An 18375-nucleotide genomic window follows, 5' to 3' on the forward strand; every position below is an offset into this window, starting at 1 on the left:
GCCATGCGCAACATCCCGACAGACCTGATGCGCAGCTTCGTCAAGGCGATCGACGGCGGCAGTTTCACCCGCGCGGCCGAAATGGTGGGGCGCACGCAGTCGGCGGTCAGCCTGCAGATCAAACGGCTGGAAGAGGTGGTCGGCGTGCGGCTGTTCCAGCGCGACGCCCACAATCTGCAGCTCACCGCGCAAGGGCGCAGCTTCGCGCAATATGCGCGTCGCATCCTGGCCCTGAACGACGAAGTCCTGGCACTGATGCAAAGCCCTGACGTGTCGGGCAGGGTGCGGCTTGGCGCCCCGAGCGAGTACACCGACTCCCTGCTGCCGCATCTGTTGGGGCGCTTCGCCCAGGCCCATCCCAACGTCATGCTGGAAGTGACCAGCGACCTCAGCAAGAACCTTCTGGCCCGGCAGGAGAACGGCGAGTTCGATCTCGTCGTCGCGCTGCACGATGACAGCGAGAGCCGGGGTGGCAGGCCCATCCACACCGAGCCGCTGGTCTGGTTCAGCAGCGCCGACCACTTCGGCCATACGCAGAGCCCATTGCCATTGGTGCTGGCACCGCCCCCATGCGTCTATCGGCACCGGATCCTGCAGCAACTGAAGCGGGAGGCAAAAGCCTGCCGGATCGCCTATCTCAGCTCGAGCCATAGCGCGATCCTGGCGGCGGTCAGGGCAGGGCTTGGCGTGACCGCCATGGCGCAAAGCACCGTTCCTGACGACGTCCGGCGTCTCGGCCCGGACAATGGGCTCGCGCCGCTTGGGCATCTTGCGCTGCGCCTGCACCGGCTTGCCGCAGCGCATTCCGAAGAAGCGATAGACTATCTGGAAACCTATATCACCGAGCAGATCGGCCAGACGGCGGGACGGCTGGCGATCTCCGCCTGATCCGCAGCCGATGCGGCGCCAGCGCAATTCCAGGAAAGGTGTGCAGCGGTTTTCCGTCCGGAATTGCGCAAGACAAAGGCATAGAGAGATTCCCCGCTTCGAAGAAAAGCGGAAACTGTCTAGGCGGAAAAGACTGCCTTCAGCGACTCGAGATCACGGCGCAGCCGGCGGTCGATGTCCTCGTCATCGCGGTTGTCGTCGGCAATGAACTGGAAGAACCTTATGTTCTGCAGCGAAAACAGGCAGTCGGCGAGGGCTGCACTGTCGACGGATGCCGGTATCAGCTCGCGCTCCTGAAACTCGACGATCATGGCGTGCATCAGCTCGATCAGCACGTTGTCGAGCTCGAGATAGGTGCGCCCGAAGTCGCTACTGCCTTCGTTGATGCTGGCTGACAGGACCTCGCGCCACGTCGATTTCGTCAGGTAGCTCATGGCGTGGCGACGGAGGATCTGGCCGAAGGACGCCACCGCATCGACCAGGTTTGCAGGCTTGCGGGCGATCATCGTTTTCAGCTGCCGGATCAGCAGCTGGTCGCTCTCGCTGACGAGGGCGAGGAGCAAGCCGGCCTTGCTGTCGAAGTAGTTGTAGACGGTGACAGCGGAAATATCCGCGTCCTTGGCGATCAGTTCGATCGTCGTCGCGGTGTAGCCATCTGTCTGGAAGCGGGTCTTGGCGATTTCCAGGATGCGCTCGCGGCGGCTTGCCTTCTGTCGCTCTCTCAGTCCCATCGACGCCATGCTTCAGTCTGCCCCCTTCAACGGCTTTTGCCTCCAATTTCCTTTAGGTGCAACAAAAAACACGTTGACACGAAAATTTTAGAGACTAAAACTTTTGATGCTCTAAAGGGAGGAGACCTTACGATGGGCATTATCCGACGTTCTTTCTGCATTCTGGCCGCAGCCGCGGTCGTGACGGGCTTTGGCCTGTCGGCACCGGCACTCGCCGAAAATCTCAAGGTCGCGATCGTCCTGCCGGGCGTGAAGACCGACAAGTCGTTCAATCAGGCCGGTTACGAAGGCGTCGAGCATGCCGCCAAGGAGCTGGGGCTGGAATTCGCCTACAGTGAAAAGGTAGCCCAGCCCGACCAGCCAGAGGCGCTGGCCGACTATGCCAGGCGTGGATATTCCGTGGTGATCGGCCACGGCGGCGAGTTCCAGGATTCGGTGGCCAAGGTTGCCAATCGCTTTCCCGATACCAGGTTCGTCGTCGTCAACGGGACCGAGCCGGGTGGCAATGTCGCCATCATGAGCTTCGACTTCCGGGCCCTCGGCTATGTCATGGGTTATGTTGCCGGCAAGGTGTCGGAGACCGGCAAGGGCGGCTACATCGGCGCGCAGAAGCTCAAATTCTACGTCGATCTGGGCAACGGCTATGCCAAGGGTTTCAAGGCCGCCCGTCCGGATGGCGAGGTGCTGACTGCCTGGACGAATGACTGGGACGACGTCGCCAAGGGCAAGGAAGCCGCGCTCAACGAGATCAGCCAGGGCGCCGACGTCATCTTCCCGTCGATGGACAATGCCGTCGTCGGCAGCCTCCAGGGCGTGAAGGAAAAGGGCAAGAAGGCGATCGGCATCTATTACGATGCGATTTCCAACTGGCCCGACACTGTCATCCAGTCGGCGATCTTCGACATGCGCGGCGCGCTTCTGACGCTGCTCGGCGAGGCCAAGCAAGGCAAGCTCGAGGGCAAGGCCTACATATACGGACTGGAAACGCCGACGGCGGCCCGCATCGGCACCTATTCCGCCGCCGTGCCCGCCGCCGTGCAAAGCGATGCCGCGGCCATCATCGAGAAGATAAAGGCCGGCGAAATCGACGTCCACTGAGGCCATGCCGGCCTCTCGCGCGAGGATGGTCTGGCGCCTGCCTCGCGCACCCACTTGCCACTCGTTTGAATGCTGGATTGTGCCATGACCGCGCAAGGACTTCGGCTGGAGAAAATCTCCAAAACCTTCGGCGACTTCAAGGCGCTGGACGGTGTCGACATGACCGTTCCCCGGGGAACCGTACACGCCATTCTCGGCGAGAACGGTGCCGGCAAGACGACACTGATGAACATACTTTACGGTCTCTACCAGCCCGATGGCGGCCGCATCCTCATCGATGGCGCCCCGCAAAGGATCACGTCTCCGCGCCGGGCGATGGAACTCGGCATCGGCATGATCCACCAGCATCTGATGCTCGTCGAAACGCTGACGGTCGTCGAAAACGTGGTGCTCGGCCTGCAGGGGCAGGGAATGCGGCTTTCGCTCGCCGAACATGCCCGCAAGCTCGAGGCACTCGCCAAAAGTTTCGGCTTCGACATCGACCCACATCAGGAGGTGTGGAAACTGCCGATGGGTATGCGCCAGCGGGTTGAGATCCTGAAGGTCCTCTACCGCGACGCCAACCTCATCATCCTCGACGAGCCGACAAGCGTGCTGGCGCCGAGCGAGGTCGAGGGGTTCCTCGAAGGCTTGCGGCGGCTTCGGGCCGCGGGAAAGACAATCATCTTCATCAGTCACAAGCTGGACGAGGTGGCAGCCGTTGCCGACCAGGTCACGGTGCTGCGCCGCGGCGTGGTTTCGGCCGATCTTGCCGTCGCAGGAACGCCGCCGAGCGAAATGGCGCGCATGATGGTCGGCCGCGACGTCGTGCTGACCACGCTCGAAAAGACCTCGCCTACGTCGGATGAGGTTCTGGTGCGCATCCGCGACCTCAAGGCGCGCGACAACCGTGGCAACCAGGCCCTGAAGGGCGTGTCGTTCGACATCCGGGCGGGTGAAATCCTCGGTGTCGCCGGTGTCGACGGCAATGGCCAGGCAGAACTTGCCGAGGCCTTGACCGGACTGCGCCAGGCAGAGGGCGGCACCGTCGAGCTGTCAGGCGAGGATGTGTCTGCTGCCGGCGTCTACGAGCGTCGCCATCGGCTCGGCATCTCGTTCGTGCCGGAAGACCGCCATGGCACCGGCCTGGTCCTCGACCTGCCGGTCTATCAGAACGCCATGATCCGCGACTTCCGGGAAAGCCCGTTCTCCTCAGGTCCGATGCTGCGCGCGGCAAGCGCCCGGAAGGTCGCGGAAGACTGGGTCAAGCGTTACGACGTGCGCCTGCAGTCGGTGGACCAGGCGATCCGCTTCCTGTCGGGCGGCAACCAGCAGAAGCTCATTTTTGCCCGCGAGGTCGAATGCCGGCCGCGGCTGCTGGTCATCATGCAGCCCTGCAAGGGTCTCGATGTCGGGGCGATCGAAGCCGTGCACAGGACTGTTCTCGCCGAGCGCGAGCGCGGTACGGCGATCCTCTACATCTCCACCGAACTGGAACACATCCTGAGCGTCTGCGACCGCGTCGCCGTCATGTGCGCCGGGCGGATCACCGGAATCATTGCTCCCGAGGAGGCGACGCCAGAGCGTATCGGCGCCCTCATCGGCGGGCTCGAAGAGGAAAAGGTGGCGTGATGCTACGAGCCATCCAAGGTATCTACATGCTGCGGCCGGTCTGGGCCGTCCTGCTCTCGCTCCTTGCCGGAGCTGGTCTCATCGCCATCGCCGGGGTCAATCCCGGCGAGGCTTACGCGGCGCTCTTCGGCGGCGCGTTCCTCGACTATTACGGCCTTTCCAGCACGCTGGCGAAGATGTCGCCGATCCTTCTGGCCGGCCTCGCAGTCATCATCCCACTCCGGGTCGGCCTGCTGAACATCGGCGCCGAGGGCCAGATCTACATGGGCGGCCTGTTTTCGTCGATGGCAGCACTGCTGCTGCCGGAAATGTCGCCCGTCGTTCAGGTGCCGCTGTGCGTTCTCGCCGGAGCTCTGGGCGGTGGTCTGTGGGGTTTGATCCCCGGCTATCTGAAGGCTTATCGCGGCATCAACGAAGTCATCATCACCATCCTTTTGAACTTCATCGCCATCAACCTGGTGAGCTATGTCGCCGGCGGACCGATGATGCAGGAGGGCGCGCCTTATCCCTATTCGGAGGAAATCCGCGAGGGGCTCTGGCTCCCCTACATCATGCCCCAGACCGACGCTCATCTCGGCGTGGTCGTCGGCATCGTGCTTTGCGTCGTGGCATGGTTCGTGTTCCGCTTCACCACTGTCGGCTTCGGCCTCGGCATGATCGGCAAGAACCCTGTCGCCGCGACCTATTCGGGAATCCGTGTCCGGCGCAACGTCGTGGCGGTGATGTTCGTCGCTGGCGCCATCGGCGGGCTGGCGGGTACCTTCGAGGTGCTGGGCCTCAAGCACCGTCTCTACCATCTGTTTTCGCCGGGCTACGGCTTCGACGGCATCGTCGTCGCCTTCCTGGCCCAGCTGTCGCCGCTGATGGCGCCGGTTGCAGCCTTCTTCCTGAGCGGCCTCAAGGTCGGCGGCCTCATCATGCAGCGCGCCGTCGGGCTTGAAAGCACGGTCGTCGAGGCAATCCAGGGCCTGGTCATCATCTTCGTCGCGGCAAGTCTCGCCTTCCGGTTCGATCGGGGCAACTGGCGACGGTTCCTCGAACGGCGCCGGCTGCTGGATGCCGGCATCGCCGGGGGCATCACGAACAATTCCGGAGGCAGGTCATGAGCTGGGCAGGCGATGTTTCGAGCTTGGTGGATTTCTTCTCGACCGTTCTCAGGCTGTCGACGCCGATTGTCTTCGCAGCGCTCGGCGGCGTGCTGGCAGAGCGGGCAGGGGTGTTCAACGTCTCGCTAGAGGGCTGCATTCTCGGTGGTGCCTTCGGCGCCGCCACAGGCGCCTATCTGCTCGGCACGCCGGTCGGCGGGCTCGTCTTCGGCATCCTCTTTGCGGCCGCCATTGGTTGTGTCCTTGCCGGCCTGGCCGTTGGGCTCGGCATCAACCAGCTCGTCACCGGCATCGCGATCAACATCCTGGTGCTTGGCCTCACCTCCTATCTCGCGCGGCTCATACTGGGAGCTGACGCCACCTCGACCTTGCCCGGCTTTGCGCCCGTGGCGATACCGCTCTTGTCCTCCATTCCGCTCATCGGGCCGGTCCTGTTCAACCAGGATCCGCTCGCCTACCTGATGTATCTGGTGGTGCCGCTGTCCTACTGGTTCCTGTACCGGACGCCCTGGGGGCTGAACGTGCGCGCCATCGGCGACTATCCGGTCGCGGCCGACACCGTCGGCGTCAGCGTTCCCGGTGTGCGGGCGATCTGCGTGATCACCAGCTGCGTGCTCGGTGGCCTCGGCGGCTGCTATCTGGTGCTCTGCCAGGTTTTCGTCTTCACCGAGAACATGAGCGCCGGCAAGGGCTGGATCGCGCTTGCGGCGGTGATCCTGGGGCGGTGGAACCCGGCCCTGGTCTTCGTCGCCTGTATCTTCTTCGCCTTCTCCGAGGCCCTGCAGCTGCGCCTGCAGTTCAACAACCCCGATGTGCCCTACCAGCTGTTCTCGATGGTGCCATTCCTCGCTTCCTTCGTGGCGCTGGTTGCCTTCGCCGGCCGGGTGCGTCCGCCGGCGGCCATCGGCACGAAATATGTCAGGGGCGGAAAGTAGCAGCCCCTTCCTTCCCCACTGTCCTGAAAGGGTCGACAATGACCAGCAATTCGTATGAATCCGGACGTCTGAACCTGCCGTTCGTCGGCATCTGCACCTTCGGCAAGTATCCCTACCAGCCCGACTGGGACGCCATCGACGCCGATGTCGCCATCCTCGGCGCGCCCTTCGACTGCGGCACGCAGTGGCGGGCCGGCACCCGCTTCGGCCCTCGTTCCATCCGCGAGGCTTCGACGCTGTTCTCCTTCGGCCATGGCGGCGCCTATGACCACGAGGACGATGTCACTTACCTGCCCAGCGGCGAGGTCTCCATCGTCGACATCGGCGACGCCGACATCGTCCATACCGACACGATGAAGAGCCACGCCAACATCGAGTTCGGCGTGCGCAAGATCCTCGCCGCCGGCGCATTGCCGGTGGTGCTGGGCGGCGACCATTCGGTCAATATTCCCTGCATCAACGCCTTCTCCGACGATTGCGCCGAGAACGGCCCGATCCACATCGTCCAGATCGACGCTCATCTCGACTTCGTCGACGAGCGCCACGGCGTGCGCTACGGCCACGGCAACCCGATGCGCCGCGCCGCCGAAAAGCCCTATGTCAGCGGCCTGTCGCAGCTCGGCATCCGCAACGTCTCGTCCACCGCCAAGGAAGGCTACGAGGACGCGCGCAAGATGGGCTCCGACATCCTGTCGGTGCGCCAGATCCGCGCCCTGGGAAGTGCCGCCGTCGCGGAGCGTGTTCCCGCCGGCGCGCGCTATTACGTCACCATCGACATTGACGGTTTCGACCCGTCGATCGCGCCGGGCACCGGCACGCCCTCGCATGGCGGCTTCATCTATTACGAGGTGCTGGAGATCCTGGCCGCACTCGCCAAGCGCGGCACCATCGTCGGCATCGACCTGGTCGAGGTGGCCCCCGACTACGACCAAACAGGCGGTACCGCAATCCTGGCGGCACAGGTGCTGATGAACCTCATCGGCCGCGTCATGCATGCCAGGAAGGGATAAGGACAGGATCATGATCCGCAATCAAATCCCCTGGCCGAACGGCGCGAAATGCGCTGCCTGCATCACCTTCGACATGGATGCCGACAGCCTCGTCCACATCGCCCATCCGAAGGACGGCCACTCACGTGTGGCGGCGATCTCGATGCTGCAATACGGCCCCAAGGTCGCCGTTCCGCGCATCGTCGAAAGCTACCGGCAACTCGGCATCAAACAGACCTTCTTCGTGCCCGCCTGGTGCATCGAACGATATCCCGAGGCCATCGAGGCGATGCTCGAGGGCGGGCACGAACTCGCCCATCACGGCTTCCTGCACGAGCATCCGCGCGAACTGTCGGAAGAGGAGGAGGCCCACTGGCTCGACCGCGGCATCGAAGTGATCAAGCGGGTGAGCGGCAGGCATCCCAGGGGCTGGCGCGCGCCGCTCTACAATTTCTCGCATCGCTCTGCCGATCTGCTGGTGTCGCGCGGCTTCAGCTATGACGCCTCGCTGATGGGTGACGACATCCCCTATCTGCTCGACTGCGAGGCGGGACGGCTGGTCGAGCTGCCGTCGCACTGGGGACTCGACGACTGGCCGCAATATGTCCAGTCGATGGACCTCGACTACATGATGCCGATCCGCGCGCCCGAGCAGGGTTTTGCGATCTTCGCGCAGGAGTTCGAGGCGGCGTACCGCAATGGCGGCCTGTGGATCCCGGTCGTTCATCCCTTTGCCACCGGTCGCCTGGCGCGCTGGGAAGTCGTCCACCGCTTCCTCGAAGGCGTGCTCGATCGCGGCGACGTCTGGTTCGCGCCGATGGAGGAGATCGCGGCACACGTCCTGAAGGTGACGGCCGACGGGGCGTGGACGCCACGCGTCGACCGGCTGCCCTATTACGCCGAGCCGGTGCAGGTTCGGTAACGGGCTGGAGCTCCGAGGAGACGGAGGTAAGCATGCAGGAGCGCGGTGTGGGCTACGTGGTTGCGGGCCGGAACAAGGGCGGCGCGGCGGCCCCCGCCGGCGACCCTTGCGATGAACCGGTCGCCCAGCCTGCGGGGCGGCCGCTCGTTCGTTGCATGGTGGCATGCCTGCCTCGGTTCGTCAGGCGATTGCTGCGCTTGCCTCCGCCTTCTCAGGACCTGTGACGACCGGGCTTGGCGCCGGGCAGTGCAGCGACCCAGGCGTCGGCGTTCGACGCTCCCCGGGGGGCGGATTTCACCACGAGGGCCCTGATACCGACACCGGGCAAGGGTGTTGGCAGGCGCGTATCGCGTCGTCGTAGATCCCTTCGATGGCCAATCTTCCTGCCGGTAGAAAAAAACGTCGGCGAATTCCGCATCGTGGAATCCTCATCTTGAGAGACATTGGGCGTCACGCAATCCTGCCTGCCACTGACAGTCTGGTTTCTGGGAGGAAAAGATGTCGACAGGCTTGGATACGCCGCTCGAAGGCGGCACACGGGGGGCGGCGACGCTCGCGGATGGTTCAAAGACCCACGAGTTTCGAAAATCGCTCGGCGTGTGGCATGTCGTCGGACTGGCGATGGCCGACGTGTCGCCGACAATGGCAGTGCTGCTGCTGACCGGCGGCGTCGTCTCCATCAGCGGAACGTTCACGATCGGCGCCTGCCTCATCCTGAGTGCAGTGGTCGTGCTGATCGCGCTGTGCCTCGGGGAACTCGCGGCGCGCAACCCCTCCGCCGGCGGCATGTATTCGATCGTCAAGGACGTGCTGCCGGCACCGATCGCCTGGATCACGCTTCTGAACTACCTGTTGCAGGGTGTCTTCATTCCCGCCGCCCTGGTCCTCGGCATCGCCGTCTTCCTGAAAGACCTCGTTCCCGGACTTTCCGTTTCCAGTGAACTGGTCGCCTTCATTGCCTTGATGGCGGCGGGGCTGATCGCCCTGACCCGCGTCGAAGTCGGCGCCTGGACGACAGCTATAATGGTCGTCGTCGAGGTGGCCGTGCTGGGCATCATAACGGTGGCGGCAGTGCTCAACTGGAACCAGGACATCGTTGCGGTGACGATGGCGCCCGTGCATGTCGTTGACGGCCATCTCGTGCCGGTGACCTTCGCCATTGCCATCACGGCATTGGCGCCCGCTTTCAACATCATCAACGGTTACGACGCGACATTGGGTTTCGCCGAAGAAATGCATGACGGGCGACGCCAGATCGCCAAGGCGGTCGTCATCACGGCGATCCTCGCCAGCTTTCTGATCACCGTGCCGTTCACGGCTGCGGTCGTGGCCGCTCCCGACCTGCTGGCCTTCCTGACAAGCCCCGCTCCGGTGGTCTACTCGGTCGAGCAGGCGCTCGGGCCTTCCGCAAAAGCCATTGTCGACGTCGGCGTGATCATTGCTTTGTTCAACGGCGCGCTTTCGCTGATCATGTATTTCGCCCGCGGCGTGTTCGCCACCGGTCGCGATCGTCTGTGGCCGGCCGCAGTCAGCGACAAGCTCGGCTCGCTCAACAAACACGGCGTGCCGGGCTGGGGTGTGGTGGTGCTGGTGGTTCCCGCCATTCCGCTGCTCTTCGTCAGCCAACTCGACTGGCTCATCATCTTCGCCGGCACGATGATTGCGGCTGTCTATTTCTGCATCGGCCTGGCCGCATTGTGGAGCCGGATCAAGGACAAGGACGGTGTCCGTCCATTTCGCATGCCGCTCTGGCCACTGCCGGCGCTGGCCGTCACCCTGTTCACCGCCTTTGCGCTGGCGCAGCAGGAATCACAATTCCTGATCGGCGAACTGGTGCTGGCGATTGCCGGGCTCGGCCTCTTCGTCCTGTCGAGGATGTGGTCGCAAACCAAAGCATGAGGACGGGCGGGCAGCACAGCCCGCCACCCTCCAGCAGATCAAAAAAGGGACCACAACATGAAGAGAGTGATCATCGTAACCGGTGCCGGCCGTGGTATCGGGCTCGCCGTGGCAAGAAGGTTCGCGGCGACGGGCGACCTTCTGGTTCTCAACGACCGCCAGTTTGGTGACGAGGCTGCCGAGATCGTCGAGCAGGCAAAGTCGTGCGGCGGCGACGTCGCCTTCGTCACCGGCGACGTGTCGCGGGTCGAAGACGTTGCCGCCCTGGTTACCACGGCGATGGACCGTCATGGCCGCATCGATGTCCTGGTCAACAATGCCGGCGTGCTTCTGTCCAAGGCGACCGTCGACACAAGTGCCGAGGATTGGGCACGGGTGATCGGCATCAACCTGACCGGGACCTGGAACTGCCTGCATGCCGTTCTGCCCGGAATGATCGCGCGCCGCTCCGGTCGCATCATCAACGTCTCGTCCGAGCTCGGGCTGATCGGCTTCGCAACCTATGCCGCCTATTGCGCCTCCAAAGGCGGCGTGATCGCGCTGACCAAGGCGGTGGCCAAGGAGGTGGCGCCGCATGGCGTGCTGGTCAACTCGGTCGCACCGGGTCCGATCGAGACCGACATGCTCAAATACGACACCGTTGAATACAACGACGAGACGCGCGAGCAGATTCCGCTGCGGCGTTTCGGGCAGCCGGACGAGATCGCGGCGATGGTCGAGTTCCTGGCAGGCCCCGGCGGCAGCTACATGGTCGGCCAGATCGTGAGCCCCAATGGCGGCACGGCCATCTAGGGAAACGCCGATGACCAGCGAAGTTCAATCGCTCCTGCGCGGTCTCTCGTTGCTGGAGGCCCTGGCCGAATTCGACACACGCGGCGCGTCGCTGCAGGAACTGTCGGAGAAGACCAGCCTGTCGCCCAGCACTGCACATCGGCTGCTGACGACGTTCGTGGAGGCCGACTATGTGACGCGCGGCAGGGAACGGAGTTCCTACGTGCTTGGTCACCGCATCATCGGGATTGCGGGTTCGGTGCAACTGCGTACGGCGCATCTCAGGGTGATCGTCCGGCCATATCTCGAGGCCATAGCCGAGGAAAGCGGTGAGACGGCGAACCTGGTGGCGCTGGACGGCCGCAGTTCGGTCTATATCGACCAGGCGGAAGGCAAGCGCGTCCTGCACATGTCGATCCGCGTGGGCAGCACCTTTCCCGCCAACACCTCCGCTTCCGCCAAGGCGATCCTGGCGTTTCAGAACCCGGAACAGGCCTTGAGGCTGATCTTCGGCGACGGCAGGGCCAAGCGCTACACCAGGCGCACGATCGTGCAGGCCGATGCATTCCGGGCCGATCTGCAAAGCACCAGGGAGCGCGGCTTTGCGATCGAACGCGAGGAGGTCGACGAGGGGGTGAGCTGCATCGCGGCTCCCATCCTCGATCGCAAGGGCGTGGCGATCGCAGCGGTCAGCGTACCCGGCCCAACCACGCGCATTCTCAACCCGACCCCGGACCGCCTGGGCAATCTTATCCTCGCCCACACGGCCAAGATCTCGCAGGCGCTCGGCGCCAGATACCTCGCGCGACGGCCGATCTGACCCGTCACAATCCCCGTTACAACCAAGGAACAGAGCATGACTTCGATTCTGGTTACCGGTGGCCTCGGCTACACCGGCCGCATCATTGTTCGCCAGCTCGCCGAGCAAGGCGTCAAGGTCGTCAACTACAACCGCGACTACTCCGAGTGGGCAACCGACCTGATCACGCCCGTCCAGGGGGAGCTCTATGACATTCCGCGCCTTGTCAGGACGATCGAACGCCATGAGGTCGACCGTGTCATCCACACCGCGGCAATGTCGCATCCCGACTTGTCGATCGAACTGCCTGTCACCACCGTCGTGGCCAACATAGACGGCACCGTCAACCTGATGGAGGCGATGCGGCTGGCCGGCATCAGGCGACTGGTCAACTTCTCGTCGGAAACCGTCTACGGCAATCACGTCGAGCCGATCGACGAACGCTCCGCCACCGTGCCGACCACTCCGTACGGTGTCACCAAGGTGGCGGTTGAGCACTTCAGCCGCATCTACAACGAGCTCTATGGGCTCGAGGCGCTGTGCCTGCGCTTCAGCGAGGTCTATGGACCCGGCAACAGGATGCCGCAGATCTTGCGTGACATCATCAAGCCGGTGCTGCGCGGCCAGGCCTTCCGGATGGAGAACGGCGCCGACCATCTGTTTCACTTCATCCATGCAGAGGACGTCGGCCGTGCGGCCATCCTCGCCGCTTTTGCCGACAAGCCGGACGGCTCGGTGTTCAACGTCTTCGGCGATCGTTGCTGGACGCTTTCCGAAGCAGTCGGCCTTATCCGCAAGCTCTTGCCCCAAGCAGATATCGCAATCGGCCCCGGATATTGCCACCTCGACCGCCAGGGACCCTGGGACCAGTCAGCCGCCAGGCGCGCGCTTGGCTATGCCCCGGGCTACACGCTGGAGCAGGGGCTTGCGGCCTATGTCGAATGGCTGCGGTCGAACGAGTACTGAGATGGCCCGCTGCTTCATCCCCGTGCAGCCACTCTCCCGGGATGGGTTCGCACCCTATGGCGACGTGATTGACGCCGGCGGCCCGGAGTCTTTCCCCACAAATGGCGGCGCTGCCCATCGCTTTCACCGTCTTGGTGTCGCTGACTGCGGTGCGGAAGGTGGTGCGGCATTGCTCAGCATCTTTCGCGTGCTGCACGCCGGATTGCCGCCGCGTGTCAAAATGATGGAACGTCATCCTCTGTCGAGCCAGGCTTTCATACCGCTCGCCGGCCAGCGCTTCGTCGTCATTGTCGCGCCTGCCCAGTGCCGTCCCGATCCTGAAATGCTTCGGGCCTTCGTCACCGACGGGCGCCAGGGGGTGAACTACCATCGCGCCACCTGGCATCACCCGCTGGTGGCCCTGGATGGCGGCGATTTTCTCGTCGTCGACCGCGACGGCCCAGGTCCCGATTTCAACCAGGACTACGAGGAAGTGTTCCTGAGCAGGGACGTCCTCATCGACATGCGGGCGGTCGAGGCCGCCCTTTCCACGCTGTCGCCAACATCTTCGCAGGAGCAGAACCGATGATTTCCAATCAGATTGCCTGGCCCAACGGTGCCAAATGTGCCTGCTGCCTGACGTTCGACATGGACGCTGACAGTCTGATTCACGTCGACTATCCCAACGACGGCGACCGCAGGGTCTCGGCGATCTCGATGCTGCGCTACGGACCCCAGGTGGCGGTGCCGCGCATCGTCGAAACCTATCGCCAGCTCGGCATCCGGCAGACCTTCTTCATTCCCGCCTGGTGCATCGAGCAGTATCCGCAGGCCGTCGAGACGATCCTGGCCGGTGGGCACGAAATCGCCCACCACAGCTACATCCACGAGAATCCACTGGAACAGACGGCAGAGGACGAAGCCCATTGGCTCGACTCCGGTATCGAGGTGATCAGGCGCGCGACGGGACAGTCGCCGCGTGGCTGGCGCGCTCCGCTCTACAACTTCTCCAACCAGTCGCTGGATCTGCTTTTGGAGCGCGGCTTCAGCTACGACGCCTCGCTTATGGGCGCCGACATTCCCTACATCCTGAAGAGCCGGAAGACGGGCCGTGAGCTCATCGAATTGCCGAGCCATTGGGGGCTCGACGACTGGCCGCAATATGTCCAGTCGTTCGACCTGAATTACATGATGCCGGTGCGCAGCGCGCGCAACGGCTTCGACCTCTATCTGCGCGAGTTTGAGGCGGCCTACGCATATGGTGCGCTATGGGTGCCTGTCCTGCATCCGTTCGTGACCGGGCGGCTGTCGCGCTGGCACGTCTTCCGGGAGTTCCTGGAGCAGGTCGTCACAAAGGGTGACGTCTGGTTTGCACCGATGGAGGAGATTGCCGCGCATGTGCGCGCGGAGACCGAAGCCGGCCGCCACGAGCCGATGGTGGAGCTTCTGCCCCAATACCAGCGGCCGATCGGCCGTGTCCTGCCGCGGCGTTGATGTCACGGCGGAGGTCTGGCTTGTCCATTCTCAAATTCCAGACGCCGGCGGGGAACGCGCTTTCGATTGCTGCCGAGCAATTGTTGCTTGCCGGCTATGCCGGCCGAAACCGAGCCGATGTCGAGGCTCATATCTTGGAGATGCGCCGCCTGGGCGTTCCGGTGCCGGCCGAGCTGCCGGTATTCTATCGCGCGATGCCCTGCCTTCTGACACAGGCGGGGAGTGTCGATGTCGTCGGCTTGGACACGCGGCCGGAAGTCGAGTTCGTGCTGCTTTCCTGGAACGGGCGCCGCTATGTCACGGTTGGCAACGACCAGTTCGACCTGGCGGTCGAACGGCACGGATGGGGCGAGAAATCCAAGAACCTGTGCCAGAAGATCGTCGCCGGCACGGCGTGGCCGGTGGACGACGTGATCCTCCATTGGGACAGGCTGGTGCTGGAGCTCTGGAGCAATGACGAGTTGCTGCAACAGGGTTGCCTTGACATGCTGCTGGAGCCGGACAGATTGCTCGAACGCGCCCGCTGCCAGGCCAGTTTCGACACCGGCGGCATCCTGCTTTTTTCAGGAACCATACCGGCACTGCGCCCCCCTGGCGCCGACATGCGAAATTTCTGCATGAAACTTCGCGACCCGGTGCTGGGTCGCGAGATCGTCTCGCAATTCGTTCTGTGCGACATCTCCGGTTCGTGCTCTCGACGTGACGTGGTGGTGCCGGCCTAGGTGAGAGGTGCGGCCGGGCAAAGTCGCTGCCGCGCGAGGGGCGCGAGACAGGCCGGACCGACAGAACGGGATCATCGCGATGGTCACCGGCCTGCAACAGAAATGAGGAGGAGTGCCGAGGCGCCACGGATCACGGGCGGCGAAGAACCATGCTGCGCCTGAGATCCCGGCCTTTCATCCAACCAGCGAGGTCCGCTCGGTGAGGTGGAGGTTTTTCTGCCAGGCGGTCTGGATCCGGGCTTCGATGACCTGGAGTGCCATGCGGTGGGCACGGGCGACGTCGAATTCGCCCTGGCGATGGGCGAATTGCAGCCAAAACCCGTAGGACAGGCAAACAATGGTCTCGGCAATGTCGTCGGCTTCTTCTTTCGAAACCAGGTCCTTCAGCGATCTGGCGAGATACTTGCGCAATTGATAGTCGCAAAGGCGCTGCATGCGATTCAAAGCCGGGTCGTAGGGGACGCGGCTCCAGAAATAAAGCCAGGCCGACACGGCCATGGGAGACACCTGAGAGGGCGCGAAGTTGCCGTCGACGATCGCCACGATTTCGTCGATCGTGCTTTTGGCTTGCTTGCGCCTGTCGCGGACTTCGCGGAGCAAGCTGCCGACCAGGTCCGACATGGTTTCGGCGATCAGTGCTTCCTTGGTGCCGAAATAGTGGGTGATGATGCTGGTGGCGACACCCGCTTCCGTCGCGATCTTCTTCAACGTCAGATCATCGATGCCATCGCGATGCAGAACCAGAAAGGTGGCATCGATCAGCTGTTTTCGGCGAATGGGCGCCATGCCCAATTTCGGCATTTCAATAAATCCTCATGCGCAGTCACGTTACACTAGTATCCCGCTTCGCCAAAAACCACAGCGAGATCTCGGATGACAGTGCTGACAACGTTCGCATCAGGCAATAATCGGCTTTTGAGCTTCGCTCCAGTCGTGCCCGCAGCCCGATGCTTGTGTTGCCGACAACCTTTTGTCGGCGCGCCCCTAAAGTGTCGGCGATGAGATCGATTGCCATGTCGGGATTTGAACTGCCCGAACAAACACGAGGACCGCGAACAGCCGTGGCCGTCCGCGGTCCGATGCGAGGTAGGCCCGGTATCGCCAGGCGACGAGTGGCTACTCCGCGGCGTGCTGGACCGGAATGCTCGGTTCGAGCCCGCGCGGGATCTTCTTTTCCTTGTCGTACAGCGGCATGTCATCGAGGATCGCGACATGGCTGTTGCCGTCTCGGCAGAGCACCTCGACCGCCGTCCCGGCAGCCATGGCGTTGTCGAGGCGGACGATCGCCACACCCTGCTTGAGATAGGGCGACCAGGCGCCGGCGGTGACGAAGCCGACTTTCTTGCCATTCGCCGAGACCGCGCCAAGACGAAGCGGTTCGCCGCCGGGGCACTTGAGGCCGACGACACGGTTCGAGCTCGTCACCTTGGCAAGTGCTGCCTTGCCGACGAAGTCATCCTTGCCGAGATCAACGAAAGCGCCAAGACCGGCTTCGAACGGGGTCATGGTCTCGTCCATGTCGGAACCATTGTTGAGGATGCCTCCTTCGATACGGCGGATGTCCATGCTGTCGAGCGCGCAGATTTCCATGCCGTGCGGCCTGCCGGCGGCAAGGAAACGTTCCCACATGGCGGCGCCGTCGAACTTGCCGCCGTTCGGCAAGGTGTAGACTTCGAAGCCCATCTCATTGGTCCAGCCGGTGCGTGACAGGATCACCGGCTGTCCGCCGATGGTCGTCCTGGCCACGGCGAAGTACTTGAACTCGGCCGGCACTCCCGTGTCACTGAGCTTGGCCAGGATGTCGAGCGAGGCAGGGCCCTGGATCTGGGTGGCCCAGGAATCGGGATCGGAGATCTCAACATCAAGGTCCTGCGAGTGGGCAATGAACCACGAGAAGACAGGGCCGTCTGCCTGGACGTACCAGTAGGTGTCTTCTTCGAGGCGCATCAATACGCCGTCACACAGGATGCCGCCATTGGGGTAGCAAAGCAGCCCGTAGCCGGCACGGCCCGGCTTCAGCTTGGCGCAGTCGCGGGTGAAGACGCGGTTGCAGAAGCTGGCGGCGTCCGGTCCCTTGATCTGGATCGGCCGTTCGCCAGTGTCGAACAGCCCGGCCTTGGTGCGCAGGGCCCAGTAACCGTCAAGGCGGTCGATCTTCTGCGACACCGGCATCAGCCGGTTGTTGTAGACCGTGTATTTTGCGCCATTGGCGACATGGAAGCGAGAATAGGGGCTGCGGATGGTGCCGTAGTCCCAGCCGGGCTCTTCATGGGCCGAGACAACGAGACGGGTAAGGTTGGCTGTCATGATGGTTCCTCCTTTGATGACAACGACTTTTCTGGCGAATGGATGGTGAAGAGAGGTGTTCAGAGCGCCTCGGCGAGGTGCTTCTTGCTGCGCGTCGGTCCTTGCGACTGCAGACCGCGTAGCCATTCGGCGGTGCGCTCGAAGCTGCCGAACGGATAGAAGTGTACTGACCGGAAGAGCGGTCGCCCCGCCGCGCGGACACCACCCGCGAGGTCGACGAGCGTGGCCTCGGGTGAGAAGGATGTGGCCAGCTTGAAAGCGCGGCCGGCGTGGCGCGTGAGCATGCCGAGCGAAGCGCCAACGCCGCAGTCCTTGGCGAAACGCATGAGGGTTGTCATCTTGGCGAGGCCGGGCAGGCCGACGTCCACGGGGATCCCCGGCGCGGTCTGCTCGACAAAATCGGCGTGCCAGGCAAATAGCTTGTCCGTGTCGAAGAGGAACTGCGTGACCAGCGACACCTCCAGGCCAGCCTTTGTCGCATAATCGCACTTGTCGATCAGGGCGCCGCGCAACGCGTCACGGCTAACCGAAGGGTGGCCTTCGGGATGTCCGGCCAAGCCGACCGCCTCAATGCCATGGCCTTCGAGCATGCCTGTCTTCAGCACATCCAGCGAGGCGGCGTAGGGGCCTTCGGGCCGCGTTGTGTCGCCGCCCACCAACAGGACCTGCTTGACCGCGGCGCGCGCGGCGAGCTTGCCGAGGAAGTCCCTGAGTTCGTCGTGGCTCGAGAAACGACGCGCGGGGATATGCGGCACAGGCTCCATGCCGTGATGCCGGAGTTTTTCGGCCGCCTCGACGATCTCCGAGGTGGAGCCCGACGTGTAGGCGACATAGACACGCGTGCCCGCCGGAAGATGATTGCGAAGATCATCCAGCTTCTGCGTGTCTTTCGGTAGAGCTTCTATGGAGAAGTTGCCGACGAGCCCGCCAATGGTCTCGTCGAGATCACTTCTCGTGACCGACAATTTCATTCGTTCCTCCCGTTAATCCCATGACGTCGAGCTGCGCAACTTTCGCCTTCGATCGATCATGTGTCGCCGTAAATAGTATGGCTATACGATAATAGCAAGACTGCATTTTGGGCGGAGGTGCGTGGAGCTTGGGTGGGGCCGTGTCCGGTTCGGTGGTGGCTTCTGCTGGGCATGGCGCCGCTCGCGC

Annotated in this window: 18 protein-coding genes; 14 read left to right on the top strand and 4 right to left on the bottom strand. The window is 63.4% G+C overall.

Features of this window, described 5'->3' with window-relative positions:
* Positions 1-3 precede the first annotated feature (3 nt).
* A complete protein-coding gene (locus H5P29_RS13770) occupies positions 4-888 on the top strand; it encodes a LysR substrate-binding domain-containing protein (protein WP_067966297.1) in 885 nt (294 codons plus the stop codon).
* A gap of 119 nt (positions 889-1007) precedes the next feature.
* Here H5P29_RS13770 and H5P29_RS13775 read toward each other — a convergent pair whose 3' ends face one another.
* Positions 1008-1619 (bottom strand): TetR/AcrR family transcriptional regulator, encoded by a 612-nt coding sequence (locus H5P29_RS13775; protein WP_185910364.1) that lies wholly within the window; start codon positions 1617-1619, stop codon positions 1008-1010.
* Positions 1620-1751: 132 nt separating this feature from the next.
* On the opposite strand from H5P29_RS13775, the gene H5P29_RS13780 reads away from it, so the two are divergent.
* The 13 genes from H5P29_RS13780 (at position 1752) to H5P29_RS13840 (ending at position 14910) form a co-directional block, all read left to right on the top strand.
* Positions 1752-2717: a BMP family protein gene (locus H5P29_RS13780; RefSeq protein ID WP_083948530.1), complete on the top strand. Its 966-nt coding sequence runs from the start codon at positions 1752-1754 to the stop codon at positions 2715-2717.
* Between the two features lie 84 nt (positions 2718-2801).
* Positions 2802-4328: an ABC transporter ATP-binding protein gene (locus tag H5P29_RS13785; protein WP_154384928.1), complete on the top strand. Its 1527-nt coding sequence runs from the start codon at positions 2802-2804 to the stop codon at positions 4326-4328.
* Positions 4328-5434, top strand: a complete 1107-nt coding sequence (locus tag H5P29_RS13790; RefSeq protein ID WP_154384929.1) for an ABC transporter permease — start codon at positions 4328-4330, stop codon at positions 5432-5434. Before H5P29_RS13785 ends, H5P29_RS13790 begins: the two co-directional genes overlap by 1 nt.
* On the top strand, positions 5431-6369 hold the full coding sequence (locus H5P29_RS13795; RefSeq protein ID WP_154384930.1) for an ABC transporter permease: 939 nt from the start codon (positions 5431-5433) through the stop codon (positions 6367-6369). Before H5P29_RS13790 ends, H5P29_RS13795 begins: the two co-directional genes overlap by 4 nt.
* Positions 6370-6407: 38 nt before the next feature.
* A complete protein-coding gene (gene speB / locus H5P29_RS13800) occupies positions 6408-7379 on the top strand; it encodes an agmatinase (protein ID WP_154384931.1) in 972 nt (323 codons plus the stop codon).
* Between the two features lie 10 nt (positions 7380-7389).
* Positions 7390-8280: a polysaccharide deacetylase gene (locus H5P29_RS13805; RefSeq protein WP_067959947.1), complete on the top strand. Its 891-nt coding sequence runs from the start codon at positions 7390-7392 to the stop codon at positions 8278-8280.
* Positions 8281-8778: 498 nt separating this feature from the next.
* Entirely contained in the window at positions 8779-10179 is a 1401-nt protein-coding gene (locus H5P29_RS13810; protein WP_154384932.1) for an APC family permease, read from the top strand.
* Positions 10180-10236: 57 nt separating this feature from the next.
* The gene (locus H5P29_RS13815; RefSeq protein WP_154384933.1) at positions 10237-10971 is read left to right on the top strand and encodes an SDR family NAD(P)-dependent oxidoreductase; all 735 of its coding nucleotides are present in this window, start codon (positions 10237-10239) and stop codon (positions 10969-10971) included.
* A 10-nt stretch (positions 10972-10981) separates the two neighbouring features.
* Positions 10982-11770 carry an IclR family transcriptional regulator gene (locus H5P29_RS13820; RefSeq protein WP_067959955.1) on the top strand — a complete coding sequence of 263 codons (789 nt, stop codon included), beginning with the start codon at positions 10982-10984 and terminating at the stop codon, positions 11768-11770.
* Positions 11771-11806: 36 nt separating this feature from the next.
* Positions 11807-12715, top strand: a complete 909-nt coding sequence (locus H5P29_RS13825) for an NAD(P)-dependent oxidoreductase (protein WP_154384934.1) — start codon at positions 11807-11809, stop codon at positions 12713-12715.
* A gap of 1 nt (position 12716) precedes the next feature.
* A complete protein-coding gene (locus tag H5P29_RS13830; RefSeq protein WP_185910367.1) occupies positions 12717-13283 on the top strand; it encodes an ureidoglycolate lyase in 567 nt (188 codons plus the stop codon).
* Positions 13280-14188, top strand: coding sequence for a polysaccharide deacetylase (locus H5P29_RS13835; protein ID WP_154384936.1), 909 nt, complete (start codon positions 13280-13282; stop codon positions 14186-14188). The genes H5P29_RS13830 and H5P29_RS13835 overlap by 4 nt, the downstream gene beginning before the upstream one ends.
* Before the next feature lie 83 nt (positions 14189-14271).
* Entirely contained in the window at positions 14272-14910 is a 639-nt protein-coding gene (locus tag H5P29_RS13840; protein ID WP_185910368.1) for a DUF2848 family protein, read from the top strand.
* 174 nt (positions 14911-15084) lie between these two features.
* Here H5P29_RS13840 and betI read toward each other — a convergent pair whose 3' ends face one another.
* The 3 genes from betI to H5P29_RS13855 all read right to left on the bottom strand — a co-directional run bounded on the left by betI (position 15085) and on the right by H5P29_RS13855 (position 18188).
* A complete protein-coding gene (betI, locus tag H5P29_RS13845) occupies positions 15085-15711 on the bottom strand; it encodes a transcriptional regulator BetI (protein WP_083948535.1) in 627 nt (208 codons plus the stop codon).
* A gap of 315 nt (positions 15712-16026) precedes the next feature.
* Positions 16027-17217 carry an aminomethyltransferase family protein gene (locus H5P29_RS13850; protein WP_067959970.1) on the bottom strand — a complete coding sequence of 397 codons (1191 nt, stop codon included), beginning with the start codon at positions 17215-17217 and terminating at the stop codon, positions 16027-16029.
* Positions 17218-17276: 59 nt separating this feature from the next.
* Positions 17277-18188, bottom strand: coding sequence for a methylenetetrahydrofolate reductase (locus H5P29_RS13855; protein ID WP_067959974.1), 912 nt, complete (start codon positions 18186-18188; stop codon positions 17277-17279).
* Positions 18189-18375 lie beyond the last annotated feature (187 nt).

The organism is Aminobacter sp. MDW-2 (assembly GCF_014250155.1).
Taxonomy (GTDB): Bacteria; Pseudomonadota; Alphaproteobacteria; order Rhizobiales; family Rhizobiaceae; genus Aminobacter; species Aminobacter ciceronei.